The sequence below is a fragment of the Actinoplanes sp. NPDC049265 genome, from assembly GCF_043197135.1.
Classification (GTDB): Bacteria; Actinomycetota; Actinomycetes; order Mycobacteriales; family Micromonosporaceae; genus Actinoplanes.
Window position 1 is genome coordinate 14,052 of sequence record NZ_JBICSP010000036.1, and the last position, 13,881, is coordinate 27,932.

Annotated in this window: 10 protein-coding genes; 4 read left to right on the forward strand and 6 right to left on the reverse strand. The window is 71.3% G+C overall.

The window, feature by feature from the left end; all coding sequences use genetic code 11:
- Positions 1-36 precede the first annotated feature (36 nt).
- Positions 37-1,509: a glutamate--cysteine ligase gene (locus tag ACGFIO_RS42830; RefSeq protein WP_392836676.1), complete on the reverse strand. Its 1,473-nt coding sequence runs from the start codon at positions 1,507-1,509 to the stop codon at positions 37-39.
- 95 nt (positions 1,510-1,604) lie between these two features.
- Here ACGFIO_RS42830 and ACGFIO_RS42835 point away from each other — a divergent pair, with 95 nt between their 5' ends.
- Positions 1,605-2,843, forward strand: coding sequence for an SGNH/GDSL hydrolase family protein (locus ACGFIO_RS42835; protein ID WP_392836678.1), 1,239 nt, complete (start codon positions 1,605-1,607; stop codon positions 2,841-2,843).
- A 7-nt stretch (positions 2,844-2,850) separates the two neighbouring features.
- On the opposite strand, the gene ACGFIO_RS42840 is transcribed toward ACGFIO_RS42835, so the two are convergent.
- The 4 genes from ACGFIO_RS42840 to ACGFIO_RS42855 all read right to left on the reverse strand — a co-directional run bounded on the left by ACGFIO_RS42840 (position 2,851) and on the right by ACGFIO_RS42855 (position 8,231).
- A complete protein-coding gene (locus ACGFIO_RS42840; protein WP_392836680.1) occupies positions 2,851-3,372 on the reverse strand; it encodes a hypothetical protein in 522 nt (173 codons plus the stop codon).
- A gap of 2,068 nt (positions 3,373-5,440) precedes the next feature.
- Positions 5,441-5,959, reverse strand: a complete 519-nt coding sequence (locus ACGFIO_RS42845; RefSeq protein ID WP_392836683.1) for a hypothetical protein — start codon at positions 5,957-5,959, stop codon at positions 5,441-5,443.
- Positions 5,960-6,901: 942 nt separating this feature from the next.
- Entirely contained in the window at positions 6,902-7,348 is a 447-nt protein-coding gene (locus ACGFIO_RS42850) for a hypothetical protein (RefSeq protein WP_392836686.1), read from the reverse strand.
- A 181-nt stretch (positions 7,349-7,529) separates the two neighbouring features.
- Entirely contained in the window at positions 7,530-8,231 is a 702-nt protein-coding gene (locus ACGFIO_RS42855; RefSeq protein ID WP_392836688.1) for an ATP-binding protein, read from the reverse strand.
- A 193-nt stretch (positions 8,232-8,424) separates the two neighbouring features.
- Between ACGFIO_RS42855 and ACGFIO_RS42860 the strand changes: the two genes are divergently transcribed.
- Together ACGFIO_RS42860 and secA2 are read left to right on the forward strand one after the other, a co-directional pair.
- Positions 8,425-10,149, forward strand: a complete 1,725-nt coding sequence (locus tag ACGFIO_RS42860) for an ABC transporter ATP-binding protein (protein ID WP_392836690.1) — start codon at positions 8,425-8,427, stop codon at positions 10,147-10,149.
- Between the two features lie 16 nt (positions 10,150-10,165).
- The gene (gene secA2 / locus ACGFIO_RS42865; protein WP_392836693.1) at positions 10,166-12,457 is read left to right on the forward strand and encodes an accessory Sec system translocase SecA2; all 2,292 of its coding nucleotides are present in this window, start codon (positions 10,166-10,168) and stop codon (positions 12,455-12,457) included.
- A 38-nt stretch (positions 12,458-12,495) separates the two neighbouring features.
- Here the strand turns inward: secA2 and ACGFIO_RS42870 are convergent, their stop codons facing one another.
- Positions 12,496-13,404, reverse strand: a complete 909-nt coding sequence (locus ACGFIO_RS42870) for a DUF3500 domain-containing protein (RefSeq protein ID WP_392836695.1) — start codon at positions 13,402-13,404, stop codon at positions 12,496-12,498.
- A gap of 22 nt (positions 13,405-13,426) precedes the next feature.
- On the opposite strand from ACGFIO_RS42870, the gene ACGFIO_RS42875 reads away from it, so the two are divergent.
- On the forward strand, positions 13,427-13,804 hold the full coding sequence (locus ACGFIO_RS42875; RefSeq protein ID WP_392836697.1) for a signal peptidase I: 378 nt from the start codon (positions 13,427-13,429) through the stop codon (positions 13,802-13,804).
- The last annotated feature ends 77 nt before the right edge of the window (positions 13,805-13,881 follow it).

Below are 13,881 nucleotides of genomic sequence, written 5' to 3' on the forward strand. Positions count from 1 at the left end.
TCGTTGCCCCCGGCGGTGTCCGGTCTTGAATTTGATCTAGGTGGGCCATTCGTGGACGGGCTTGTTCTCGTGCATGAGGGGGAGGTAGCGCCGGAGCATCTCGTGCAGTCCCTCCTGGCGGCTCAGCCCGTCGGCCTCCAGCTTGTGGAGCGTGTCGACCTGCCAGGTGGCGCCGTTGCGGTGGGTCAGGCAGCGTTGCTCGACGATGCCGAGCAGCCGGTCCCGTTCCGCGGCCGAGACGCCCCAGCGGTCCAGCCCCTCCTTGGCCAGCGGGAGCAGCCGGCGCAGCACCAGCTCGGTGACCGGCACATAGCCCAGGCCGGGCCAGAACATCGACGCGTTGATGCCGTGCCGGGCGCCGGCGTGGAAGTTCTCCTCGGCCGCGCTGAACGACATCTGCGTCCACAGCGGGCGTTCCGCCTCGGCCAGCATGCGGATCAGGCCGTAGTAGAAACCGGCGTTGGCGATCGTGTCGACGACGGTCGGGCCGGCCGGCAGCACCCGGTTCTCCACGCGCAGGTGCGGGCGGCCCTTGACGACCGCGTAGATGGGCCGGTTCCAGCGGTAGACCGTGCCGTTGTGCAGCCGCAGCTCGGACAGTTGCGGGGTGTCGCCGCGCTCGACGATGTCGGCCGGGTCCTCGTCGTCGCAGATCGGCAGCAGCGCCGGGAAGTAGCGGACGTTCTCCTCGAACAGGTCGAACACCGACGTGATCCAGCGTTCACCGAACCACACCCGCGGGCGTACGCCCTGGGCCCGGATCTCCTCCGAACGGGTGTCGGTGGCCTGCTCGAACAGCGGGATGCGGGTCTCCCGCCACAGCTCCCGGCCGAACAACAGCGGCGAGTTCGCGCCCAGCGCCACCTGCACGCCGGCGATGACCTGGGCGGCGTTCCAGTAGGAGGCGAACTCCTCGGGGCTGACCTGCAGGTGGAACTGGGTGCTGGTGCAGGCCGACTCGGGCGCGATGGTGTCGGTGTTGACCGCCAGCCGGTCGACGCCGTCGATCCGGATGTCCAGGTCCTCGCCCCGGGCCGCGAAGATCTGCTCGTTGAGCAGGGCGTAGCGGGGGTTGGCGGAGAGCGCGTCGGCGGTCATGTGCTCGCGGCGCAGGGTCGGCAGGATGCCGATCATGACCATGTGCGCGCCGACCGAGCGGGCGTGCTCCTCGGCGTTGTTGAGGCTGGCCCGCAGCGACCGTTCCAGGTCGGCGTTCTCCTCGCCCGCGAGCCGGCGCGGCGGCACGTTGATCTCGACGTTGAACTGGCCCAACTCGGTCTGGAAGTCGGGGTCGGCGATCGCGCCCAGCACCTCGGCGTTGCGCATGGCCGGGTCGGCGTTGGCGTCGATCAGGTTGAGTTCGATCTCCATGCCGGTCAGCGGCCGCTCGAACTCGAACCGCGCCTCGCGCAGCATCGAGGCGAACACGTCCAGGCTGCGCCGGATCTTCTGCCGGTACTTCGCGCGGTCCTCGCGGGTGAATACGCGCTGCTCGACCTCTTCGCCCACCGGAGGTACCGCCTCTCTTCTCGCCTTATCAAACAACGGCGTTACCTCCTTTGCCAGCTTTACAAACCCGTTCGCAGACATCGAAACTCATCTCTATGTCCCGCTTGCTGGCCGCAGCCGCGGCCCTCTCCGTCCTCGCTCTGCCCTCGCCCGCCTCAGCCGCACCGAACTGGTCCACCGCCTGGGCCACCGCTCCCGCCGCCGCCGTCGGTGGCGTCGAACAGGGATACGCCGGTTTCACCATCCGCAACGTCGTCCACACCACCACGGGCGGCAACAAGGTCCGCATCCACCTGTCCAACCGCTACGGCACCAGGCCGGTGCTGTTCGGCCACGTCACCGTGGCCGTCTCCGCGCACGCGGGCGGCCGCTGGGACGGCACGGTCGACCGGAGCGACGGCGCCGCCGCGCCCGGCACCATGCGCGAGGTCCTGTTCAACGGCCGGTCCTCGTTCACCGTCCCGGCCGGCGCCGACGCGGTCAGCGACCCGGTCACCCTTCGCGTTGCCGCCGATCGGGATCTGCTGGTGAGCGTCTGGACGCCGCAGCCCTCCGGCACCGTCACCTACCACCCGGCGGCGATGCAGGACTCGGTGTTCAGCCGCGGCCCCGCCGATCACGCCGCCGACGTCTCGGCCGCCGCGTTCGGCGAGCGCACCCAGGTCTGGCATTACGTGAGCGCCGTCGACGTGACCGGCGCGCCCGGTACGGTGGTCGCGCTCGGCGACTCGATCACCGACGGCGTCACCAGCACCTTCAACGCCAACCGGCGCTGGACCGACTATCTGGCCGCCCGCCTGGTCGCCGGCCCGCAGCCCGACTACGGCGTGGCCAACTCGGGGATCAGCGGCAACCGGGTGCTGCTCGACTGCGGCTACCCGAACTACACGATCTACCAGTCGTGCGGGCAGAGCGCACAGACCCGTCTGCCCCAGGACGTGCTGCTGCGCGCCGGAGTCCGCTCGGTGATCATCTTCGAGGGCGTGAACGACATCCAGCAGGACCCGCACCAGACCGACCCCGAGCAGATCATCGCCGGCTTGGCCCAGATCACCTCGGTTCTCGCCGACCACGACATCAAGGTCGTCGGTGCCACGATCATGCCGTTCCGGGGCTGGGGCTCGTGGACGCCGGAGCTGGAGCAGACCCGCGTCGCGGTCAACGACTGGATCCGCTCCACCTTCGGCGCGTCGGTGGCCGACTTCGACGCCGCCACGCGTGACCCGTCCGACCCGACGCGGATGCTCCCCGCCTACGACAGCGGCGACCACCTGCACCCGAACGACGCGGGCGACCTGGCGATGGCCCGCGCCGTGCCACTCGGGCGGCTCTGAGCCCCGGTCAGCTGATCCAGATCGCGATCAGCACGATCGCCGCGGTCAGGCCGAGCGCGGCCTGGATCAGCAACGCCGGCCCGATGTGCGACCACACCGTCGGGATGCGCGGCGTGAGCGGCTGCATGGTCGTCAGGTTGAGCAGGGTCATCAGGCGTACCGGAAGCCGTGGGTCGTCCTGGGATTTGGTGCGCACCTGCACGAGGTCGCCGCGGTGCAGATGCGACGCCGCCAGGTGCCCGTGCATCTCGATCTCGTAGAGCTGCCCCAGGTCATCCTTGAGCCGCACCGGCGTGACCAGGAACTCCGGCCCTTTCTTGAGATCCTTGAGTTGTCGGTGCACCCCCTTGAGCCGCACCAGCGCCCCGATCAGCCGCGCGATCGTGGCCGCGACGAAAACGGCCAGCACAATGGGCTGGCCGACCTTGATCTCACGGGTGTACGAGGGGCCGAACGCGACAAAACGACCCGTGATGACGGGCCCGGCGTGCCGGAGGATCTGCTCGCGGTACAGCTCGGTGTCGTCCATGGGGATCACCTCCTGGGGGTGAAACCATGGTACGGAGAGTGATGATGCTATTGCAGTGAGTGAATGTCCGGCTCACGATGAATTCTTCGGCAATCAGGGTCAAAATCATGTCGTAGCTGGGTGGATGGTGCAGACCGCTGCTCCCGCCGAGGGTCGCTTCGCTCCACGTGCGTAAGTGGTCACCCTCCCGGCGCTACGCGCCGAACCCCTCCGCCGTGCCCGCCCCCTCCGCGTTCCGCCGTGCCGCCCGTTCCGCCGCCGTGTGCTCCGCCGTGCTGCCCTTCACCGCGCGTGCTGCACAACCCTCGCGGCGACGCTGCTCGCCCAACCCCGCCCCTGCCCCCGTTTCCCTACTGCGCGCCCACTCCACGCTGGTGTGCCCGCGCTGTACCCCTTGCCGTGCCCGCGCTGCGTGCTCCCGCCGTGCGCTCTCGCGCTATGCCCTCGGGCGCTCATCGCTCGACCCCACAGCCGGGCGGTCACTCCCGGTGCTGGTGTTTGGCCGAAACACGCACACACGCAGCCTCGAGGCGGTGAACTTGACCTCAACGCGCGCGCGACCGGCCCCGGCAGCGCGCCGAGGCGCCGACGGGGGATAATTCGCATGGCCACAATCGTCAAACCAGACAGCGTGCTCGCCCGTACCGCCCGCGAGATGCTCCAGTCCCACGCCAACGGCGCCGGCCCCCGCGAGGGCATGGCCACCTGCCCCGTCTGCGGCGAGCCCCTGCCGTGCCCATCCGGCCGGGCAGCGGCCGAGGTCCTGTTCGCCGCCGGCTTGGCCGAGTCGTCCGGCCTGATCGCCGCCGCCCGTCACCAGGCCCTGGGCTCCGGCCCGGGCTTGCCGTCCGCCAGCCCTCTGGGCGCTGACCCGGGCTTGCCGTCCGCCGGCCCTCTGGGCGCTGACCCGGGCTTGCCGTCCGCCGGCCCTCTGGGCGCTGACCCGGGCCTGCCGTCCGCCGGCCCCCAGGGCACCGGCTACCCAACCGCGGTCTCCTTCACCGCCGCGTCTTTCCCTCCGCCCGCCACCCCGCCCTCCCCAGCCGTGCCTTCCGCCCTCCAGCCTCCAACAGCCGCCGCCCCGCTTCCCGCTCCCGCCGCCCAGACCCACGGTCCCGTCGCAGCGCTTCCCGCCCCTGCTACGGCCCCGTCCGCCTCCGCGGCTCCGTCCGCGCCCCCCGCTGCCACACTTTCCGCCTCCGCAACTCCGGCCCCGCCTTCCGCCCCGGCTACGCCAGCCCCGCCTGCCGCTGCGACTTCCTCCTCAGCCGCACCGGCTCCGCCTGCCGCTTCGACTTACGCACCGGCCACGCCTGTTTCCCCGGCTACGTCTCCCGCCGCGGCTTCCGCAGCGGTCACGTCTCCCACACCGACCTCCGCAGCGGTCACGTCTCCCACACCGACCTCCGCAGCGGTCACGCCTCCCACACCGACCTCCGCACCAGCCACGCCTATTTCGCCTACCCCTGCCGCTCCTTCCCTTCCTCACGCCGTTGAGCCTTCCGTTCCGCTTGGCGCGTCCCCGGCCACCTCACCCGAATCCCCGTACGCGCCATCCACCACCGGTCAGGGCGCCCCCTTCAAGGACCACGGACCAGCGCCGGCCCCCTTCCCCGACATGACCCCCGCCCCCGGAACGGCTTCGGTCCCTGACCCCGCTGGCTTCCCGCCCCCCGCCGCACGTCATCCGGCCGCCGCCCCAATCCCGCCGGCAGGCGACGCCTCCACCCCCAGCGACCTACCTCACGCCGCCACCCAGCCCTCGACCCCCGGCGCCCCAGCTCCCTCAGCCCACCCCGCTCCTTCCCTCGGCGCCCCAACCGGAGACGAGCCCAGCGGCCTGTCCTTCTCCGCCCCCCACCCTGAGCCTCCGTCCGCCACCCGAGCCGAAGCCCTCGAACACGCCAGCCCGACCAACCTCGCCGACCGGGAAACCCAGGACATCGACCCCCTGCTACTGGGCCCGCCGATTTTCGACCGCCAGAACCGCCCCCTGGACGCCCCGAAGTTCACCCCTTCCGCGCGTCCCACCCCTTCCGGCCCGGCCGCAACGTCTACCCAGTCGCACTCACCCACCCCGGGTCCTGCCCAGCCAGGACCCATCCAGCCCACCGCCGCTGACGTCACGCAGCCGGGCCACCCAGGTCCCGCTCACAACACGCAAGGCCCCGGCCATCTCGCTGGGTCCCCTCAGCACCAGCCCACTCCCGGCGCTGGTGGCTTCCCTCAGAACCAGCAGGTCCCGAACGTTGGTGGAGTCCCCGAGGGGCAGTCGGCTCCGGTAGGCGGGTTCCCTCAGGCTGAGCAGGCTCCAGGTGGTGGGTACCCGCGGGCTCAGCAGGATCCGCGTGGTGGGTTCCTGCAGGGCCAGCCGGCTCCCGGGGGTGGATTCCCGCAGGGTCAGCCTGATGCGGGCGGTGGGTTCCAGCAGGGTCCGCAGCAGTTGGGCCAGCAGCCGTCCGGCCCGGTTGAGCCGAGCATTGGACTCGGCCACTCCAACGCATCCGGACCCGGTCGTCCCGGCGGCCCAGCAGGTGGCCCAGGTGTGGCCGGCTCGGGCGGCTCCGGTCTGGGTTCGCCTGCGCATCCGGGAGCCTCAGAACCGGTCAGGCCGAACCGGCCGACCAGCCCGGCCCCCATGACGTCGGGCCAGATCGAAGGTCACTCAGATCAGGCGGCGCTCGGCCGGTCCGGTCAGCCGGGATTCGGCCAACTCGGCGAGCCGGGTGCGGGTCAGTCTGGGCTCGGACAACCCGGGTCGGGTCAGCCGGGTGGGCTTGGTCAGCCTCTGTCGGCTGGTCCGGGGCAGCAGGGCACCGAGTCTGGTGATAGTGGACAGTCGAGTCCCTTCGGGCGGATGGGTGAGCAGGCCGGCGGGGCGGCCCGGACTGGACGTCCGCCCCTGGAACCGCCGCAGATGGGCCAGCTCAACCGGCCCATGCCGGCGTCCGGCCCCGGGGAGTCCTTCGCGGTCGGTCAGGGGGTTCCGGCGTCCGGTGGGAGGTCGGGCCTAGGTGAGTCTTCCGCGGCAGGTCGGGAGTCGGGCCTTGGTGGGTCGTCTGTGGCTGGTCAGGGGTCGGGCCTTGGTGGGTCGTCTGTGGCTGGTCAGGGGTCGGGCCTTGGTGGGTCGTCCGCGGTGGGCCAGGGGTCGGGTCCTGGTGGGTCGTCCGGGGTGGGTCAGGGTGGGTCTTCCGAGGGGAGCCGCGGGCCTGGTCCGGGTGGGAACTCGGGGATCGGGGCGGGGGGCGGGGTCTCGGGGCAGCAGGCTTCTACGGCGCCGCTCGGGCGACCCAATCGGCCGCCCCTTGAGCCGCCGCAGATGGGGCAGCTCAATCGGCCGCCGACTGGGGGAAGCCAGAGTCAGCCGGGAAATGGCGGGCCGGGGTATCCGGGGGCGGCGCCGCAAGGCAACGGTGGGTCAGGCTTTCCGAATCTGGGTGATTCGGCGGCAGATAAGCCGGTCGAGTTCGGGGGAGGCGCGCCTTCGGGGCTGAGTGGTGTGGCTTCGGGGTTGGCCGGTCTAGTCGGTTCACGACCTGGTGGGGAGAACGCCCCGGGGACCGGCGCGCCCTCGGGGCTGCGCGGGGTCGGCGGCGGTCTGCCGGGCGGCGGTGCTGCGGGTGGCGGCGGTGTGCCGGGCGGCGGTGCTGCGGGTGGCGGTGCGGGCGGCGGCGGTGTGCCGGGCAGTGGTGCTGCGGGCGGCGGCGTGGGTGGCGACGGTGTGCCGGGCGACGGTGCTGCGGGTGGGGCTTTGGGCGTACGGGGAAATGGGTTGGAGGAAGCGGGGAGCGCGCCCAGCGGGCTGCCTCGCTTTACCGATCAGGGTGCGGCCGCGCCGCGCAGCGAAGACGCTCCGGATGACGAGGACGGGCCGAGCGGTCTTCCGCAGCGGGCGTGATCGTAAGGGACGGATCGGCCGTGACCGGAGGCTGAGCTCGGTGAGGGCCGCGCCGGCGACCACCCGCCCCGATTCCATGCGGACAAAGGGCTAGGTGCTCCAGACGACGACCCGTGTCGGCGGGACGTCGGCTCTGGGCCCAAGTGGCGGCGAGAGGTCTGCCGGGGGGCCAGGTGGGAGGGTCTGCGGGGCCAGGTGGGTGCAGGCCGGCGGGGCCAGGTGGGTGCAGGCCGGCGCGGCGGCCGGAGGTCTGGCGGGGTCAGGCAACGCCCAGGTGGGTCCAGACGACCTTGCCGTCGGTGAAGGGGTGGACGCCCCAGGATTCGGTCAGGGCTCGGACCAGGCGGAGGCCACGGCCGCCGGTCTCGGTCAGGGTGGGATCCACGGCGCGGGGCAGGCGGCGGCTGCCGTCGCGGACGGTCAGGCACAGGCGGTTGTCGCGGAGGCCGAGGGTGAACTCCATCGTGGTGTGGGCGTGCCGGACCACGTTGGCGACCAACTCGGTGGCTACCAGCGACGCTGAGGCGGCGGCCTCGCCGGCGTGCCAGGCGACGCAGGCCTGGTGGACGAGCTGACGGACCTGGCGGCAGGCGTCGGGGACCGGCTTGAGGCGGACGCGGATGCGGCGCGGCTCCGGCTCGTCGGCTATCTCCGTCATCGCCTCGGCCAGGCTGTCGGCGTACCCGACAAGGGGGTGATCCAGGTTGTGGCCGCACACGATGACGGGCACGTTGGGCCACTCGGCGGTCTCAGTGATCACGTGGGGAATCACCTCCAGGGCGGCCGGCTCGGCCAGGTCGGCGCCGGTCAGGTCGACCAGCAGGGCCTCGGGCTGGGGGGCCAGGCAACGGCGGACGGCGATGCGCAGGGCGTGAGCGGTGTGCCGGTCGAGTCGCCCGCGGACGCGGAGGACCGCCACCGGCAAGTCCCGCTCCGGCCGGCAGACCAGCTGGCTCGTCATCCGCTCCCTCTCGATCCTCAGAGCGCCACGTGATGAGGCACCCACCATGTCACGCGGGGAGGCAGTGTCACGCGATGAGTGCAGCGCGAGGCAGGCCAGAGAGCGACGACACATCCGAGCGCGACGAAACATCCGCGGCGCCGTGCGTTTGTGCCCAGGCAGGCGGGTGTGCAAACCAACTAATCTTGAGCTCATGAAGGCCCTCGCGCCATACCTGCGCCGGCATCGCCGCACGCTCCTCGTCGTGGCGCTGTTGTCCCTGGTCGGCGCGGTGGCCATGCTGGCCCAGCCGGTCCTGGTCCGGGAGGTGCTGGACGGCCTGACCGGCCGCCGCCCGATCGGCCGTGTCGTGCTGCTGCTGACGGTGCTCCTGCTGGTGGGGGCGGTGCTCGGCGGCGTGCGTGACTATCTGCTCCAGCGGACGGCCGAGGGGCTGGTGCTGGGCACGCGCCGGCGCCTCGCCGCGCATCTGATCCGCCTGCCGATCGCCGAGTACGACCGGCGCCGCACCGGCGACCTGCTGTCCCGGGTGGGCGCCGACACCACGCTGTTCCGGGCGGTGGTGACGTCGGGCCTGTTCGAGCTGGCGTCGGGTGTGGTGATGGCCGCGGGCGCCACGGTGGCGATGGTGGTGCTCGACCCGGTGCTGTTCGGGGTGGCGGTGGTGGCGCTGGGCGCGGGCATGGCGGTGGCGGTCGTGGTGTCCCGCCGGATCCGGCCCCTGGCCGAGGCGGCGCAGGCACGGCTGGGCGACATGACCTCGGCGGTGGAGCGGGCGATCTCGGCCGCGCGGACCATCCGGGCCTCGCGCGCCGAGGAGCGCGAGACCGAGGCGGTGGGCCAAAACGCCGATGAGGCGTACGAAGCGGGCCTACGCGTGGCCCGCCTGCGCGCCCTGATCAGCCCGGCCGCGTCGGCCGCCATCCAGGGCGCGTTCCTGCTGGTGCTGGGGGCGGGCGGCGCTCGCGTGGCGGCCGGCGCGATCGGCGTCGGTGACCTGGTGGCCTTCATCCTGTTCCTGTTCTTCCTGGTGCAGCCGCTGGGGCAGGGGCTGAACGCGTATACGCAGGTGCAGACCGGCCTGGGGGCGTTGCGCCGGATCGAGGAGATCCTCGAGGTGCCCGCCGAGGGGGAATCCGATCGATCCGGGCAGGCGGGCGGGGGAAACACTGTCGCCTTCGAGGACGTCTCGTTCGCGTACGACGAGACATTGGTTCTGGAAAAGATCAGTTTCACCGTCGAGGAGAGGACGAGAGTCGCGATCGTCGGCCCGTCCGGTGCCGGGAAGTCGACAGTCCTGCAGCTGATCGAGCGGTTCTACGACGTCGACGGCGGCACGATCAGCGTCGGCGGTGTGGACATCCGTGAGCTGTCCCGGGCGGCGTTGCGCGAGCGGCTGGGCTACGTCGAGCAGGAGGCGCCGGTGCTGGCCGGCACGCTCCGCGACAATCTGCTGCTGACCGCACCGGACGCCGACGACGACCGGTTGCGGCAGGCCCTGGCCCAGGTCAATCTCGACGGCCTGGTGAACAGGACCCCGGAGGGTCTGGACGCGCAGGTGGGCGAGGGTGGGGTGCTGCTCTCCGGCGGGGAGCGGCAACGGCTTGCCATCGCCCGTACCCTGCTCAGCGGCGCGCCCATCCTGCTGCTGGACGAACCCACCAGCAATCTCGACGCCCGCAACGAGGCGGCCCTGCGCGGCGCGATCGGCGCCGCCGCCCGCGACCGTACGCTGCTGGTGGTGGCGCACCGGCTGAGCACGGTGGTCGACTCGGACACGATCGTCGTGCTGGAGGCGGGGCGGGTGGTGGCCACGGGTACGCACGACGAACTGCTCGTCACCAGCCCGCTCTACCACGAGCTCGCCACGCATCAACTCCTGGTGCCGGGAGTCGGCACCATCCGTCCAGGAAAGTGAAGTACGGTAACCGGCCATGGGTGTGTCGCAGCGGTTCAAGAAGCGTTTCCGCAAGTTTTTGCAGCGTCCGGGTACGACGGTCGATCTCGCGCCGTTCGAGAAGCGGCTTCCGGCCGTCGAGGCGCTCGAAGACGATCTGAAGGAACTGGACGACGAGGCGCTCACCGCGAAGGCCGCCGAGGCCAAGGACTTCACCGACATCTGCGCGGTGGGCCGTGAGGCCGCCCGGCGCGCCCTGGACGAGCGCCCGTTCGACGTGCAGCTGCTCGGCGCGATGGCGCTGCTCTCCGGCAAGGTCGCCGAGATGGCCACCGGTGAGGGCAAGACGCTGACGGCGACGATCGCCGCGTTCGGGCACGTGCGTACCGGTCACGGGCCGGTGCACATCCTCACCGTCAACGACTACCTGGCCCGCCGTGACGCGGAGTGGATGGAGCCGGTCTACACCCTGCTCGGCCTGTCCGTGGGCTGGGTGACCGAGGCGTCCACCCCGCAGGAACGCCGCGAGGCTTACCTGGCCGACGTCACCTACGTGTCGGTGTCCGAGGCCGGCTTCGACTACCTGCGCGACCAGCTGGTCACCGACGTGGCCGACCGGGTGCAGCGCGAGCTGGCCACCTGCATCGTGGACGAGGCCGACTCGATCCTGATCGACGAGGCCCGCGTGCCGATGGTGCTGGCCGGCAGCCTGGCCACCGAGGCCGACCCGGTGCACGAGGCGGCTGATCTGGTCCGCGACCTCAAGGCGGGCAAGGATTACGAGGTCGCCGAGGACGGCCGGAGTGTCGCCTTCACCGACGCCGGCCTGAAGAAGCTCGAGGAGAAGCTCGGCATCGATCTGTACGCCGACGATCAGGTCGCCCACCTGTCGGCGGTCAACGTCGCGCTGCACGCCCACGCCCTGCTCCGCCGCGACGTCGACTACATCGTGCGCGGCGGCACGGTCGAGCTGATCGACGAGATGCGCGGCCGGGTCGCCCAGCGGCGTCGCTGGCCGGACGGCCTGCAGGCGGCGGTGGAGGCCAAGGAGGGTCTGAGCGCGACCGCCGAGGGCGAGGTTCTCGACACGATCACCGTGCAGGCGTTCATCGCGTTGTACGTCACCAAGTGCGGTATGACGGCGACCGCGGTGCACGTGGGCGAGCAGCTCCGCGAGTACTTCGGGCTCGAGGTGGCGGTGATCCCGCCGAACACCGAGAACATCCGCGAGGACGAACCGGACCGGATCTACTCGCTGCACGAGGACCGCGACCGGGCGCTGGTCGAAGAGATCAAGATCGCCCACGACAAGGGTCGGCCGGTGCTGATCGGCACCCTCGACGTGAAGGCGTCCGAGCTGCTGGCCAAGCAGCTGGCCGCGGCCGGCGTGCCGAGCAACGTGTTGAACGCCAAGAACGACGCCGAGGAGGCGTCGATCATCGCCGAGGCGGGCGCTCTGGGCGCGGTCACCGTGTCGACGCAGATGGCCGGTCGGGGTGTCGACATCCGGCTCGGCGGTTCGGACGAGAAGGATCGCGACCGGGTGGTCGAGCTGGGCGGCCTGTACGTGATCGGCTCGGGCCGGCACGACAGCCGCCGGGTGGACGACCAGTTGCGGGGCCGGGCCGGCCGGCAGGGCGACCCGGGGGGCTCGGTGTTCTTCGTCAGCCTGGAGGACGCCCTGGTCACTCGGCACGCGGGCGACATTCTGCCGCGTTCACCGCGGATGGACATGGACGGCGTGGTGCACGACGACACGGTGGAGTACGCGGTCGAGCACGCCCAGCGCGTCGCCGAGGGTGTCAACCACGAGATCCACCGCAACACCTGGCGCTACAGCGTGGTGATCGAGCAGCAGCGGGTGGCGCTGGCCGAGCGCCGCGAGCGGCTGCTGACCTCCGAGGTGGCGGCGATCATGTTGCTGGAGCGCTCGCCCGACAAGGCCAAGGAGACCGACGAGGACGTGCTCTCCGATGCGGCCCGGTCGATCGCGCTGTTCCACCTGGACCGGCTGTGGGCCGAGCATCTGGCCGAGTTGTCCGAGGTTCGCGAGGGCGTGCACCTGCGGGCGCTGGGCAAGCTGGACCCGCTGGACGAGTTCCACCGGGCGGCGGTGCCGGCGTTCCAGAAGGTGTTCACCGAGATCGAGTCGCGCACCATCGAGACGTTCGAGGAGGTCGACCTCTCCGACGGCTGGGAGCCGGACCGCGCCGAGATCGTGCGGCCCAGCGCCACCTGGACCTACCTGGTGCACGACAACCCGTTCGGCTCGGAGCTGGACCGCCTGATCGCGGCGGTCGGCCGGCGTCTGACATCGAGCGGCAACTAGGCCGCGTTGCGCAGCCTCGGCCGGACTGCGAGACACGCCTAATGGTCTGAGTGGTGGTGTTCGGCGAGCAGGTCGCCGCCGAACTCACCTCTCGGGCGCCGCAGCACGGTGTGGGCGTGGTTGCCGTCGGCGGTGGTGTTGTCGAACTCGATGAGCACGTCGTCGCCCTGGATCCGGTAGTAGTGGCCCACTCCGGGTCCGGGCGGGCCCTCCCAGGCGAAATGCAGGTTGCCGGTGTTCAGCGGGAAGGCCGAGCGGCTCAGGTAGATCGCGACGAGCTCGTCGAGCATCTGCCCGATATTTCCAGACATGTCGCTGCGGGGCAGGCCGGTGGGCTCGATGCGGGACGAGGACGGCCGAGGCCCCGAGTAGATGTCGAACGGCGACTGGTCGTTAACGATCGCCCGGTCTCGTTGCCCGGCCGGCAGGGCGAGCAGGATGGCCCGGCCCAGATCCTCCTCGATGCCCAGCGGCCGCAGGACCGGACGCCCGGCCAGGTCGACCCGGGCCGGGTTGGCGCCCAGGAAGATCGGCGCCGGCGACACCACGCCGTCCACCACCGTGACCGTCACCGACAGGTGGTGCCCCTCGAACCGCCACGCCCACCGTTCCTCGCCCGGCGTCCCGAAGATCACCACGCGGTAGTTGTCGCCGCGCCGGTCGCGGACCCAGTTCTCCCGCCGGTCCAGCACCTCCTCGAGCGCGACAACGGCCATGGCCTGGGCGTACGCGGGCGGGGTGAGCGCGCTCGCGAGCAGCCGGTGCGCGGCCTTGCGGGCCACGGTGTCCATATCGGCCAGCGCGAGGCCGGGGCGCGGCTCGGGCCGGTACTCCAGCCAGCGCCGCTGACCGTCGCCGAACGGCCGCCGCGCCACCGTCGCCTGCTCGTCGTCCAGCGCCGCGAGGAACCCCAGGGCCGCCGTCTGACCCGCCACATCGTCTGCCACCAGCCGAAGATAACCTTCCGGGGTGGGTGAGGGCGTCTACGTCGGGCGCGCGGGCGACGACGGTGTCCGCAACCAGGGTTGGCTGCTGGGCCATTTCATGCCCGAGGGCGATCTGCTGCACTCACGCGAGGTCGAGGTGAAGTGGGGCGTCCATCCGCCGGGTGATCGGCGTGCGGCGTGGGCCACCGGTGAGACGCGGACGGCGTTGCTGGTCCTGATCCGGGGCGCGTTCGACATCGAGTTGCGTGATCGCACGGTGGTGCTGCGCGAACCGGGCGACTATGTCGTCTGGGGGCCGGGTGTGGACCATTCATGGCGTGCGGGTAACGAGGAAACGGTGGTTCTGACCGTACGGTGGCCATCGATCCCGGGCTGGCGCCTGCCGCTTACCGACGATTAAGAAAAAGTTTAGACCGTGACGAGAATCGCACACGAGAACGAGTGATATCTGACTGTGAAGCGGCATCTGCCGCGCTA

Bases quoted from the DNA above. Each gene is read 5' to 3' on its own strand.
- ACGFIO_RS42855 (WP_392836688.1), bottom strand. From the start codon at position 8,231: ATGACGAGCCAGCTGGTCTGCCGGCCGGAGCGGGACTTGCCGGTGGCG.
- ACGFIO_RS42850 (WP_392836686.1), bottom strand. From the start codon at position 7,348: ATGGAATCGGGGCGGGTGGTCGCCGGCGCGGCCCTCACCGAGCTCAGC.
- ACGFIO_RS42845 (WP_392836683.1), bottom strand. From the start codon at position 5,959: ATGCGCAGGCGAACCCAGACCGGAGCCGCCCGAGCCGGCCACACCTGG.
- ACGFIO_RS42835 (WP_392836678.1), top strand. From the start codon at position 1,605: ATGTCCCGCTTGCTGGCCGCAGCCGCGGCCCTCTCCGTCCTCGCTCTG.
- secA2 (WP_392836693.1), top strand. From the start codon at position 10,166: ATGGGTGTGTCGCAGCGGTTCAAGAAGCGTTTCCGCAAGTTTTTGCAG.
- ACGFIO_RS42840 (WP_392836680.1), bottom strand. From the start codon at position 3,372: ATGGACGACACCGAGCTGTACCGCGAGCAGATCCTCCGGCACGCCGGG.
- ACGFIO_RS42860 (WP_392836690.1), top strand. From the start codon at position 8,425: ATGAAGGCCCTCGCGCCATACCTGCGCCGGCATCGCCGCACGCTCCTC.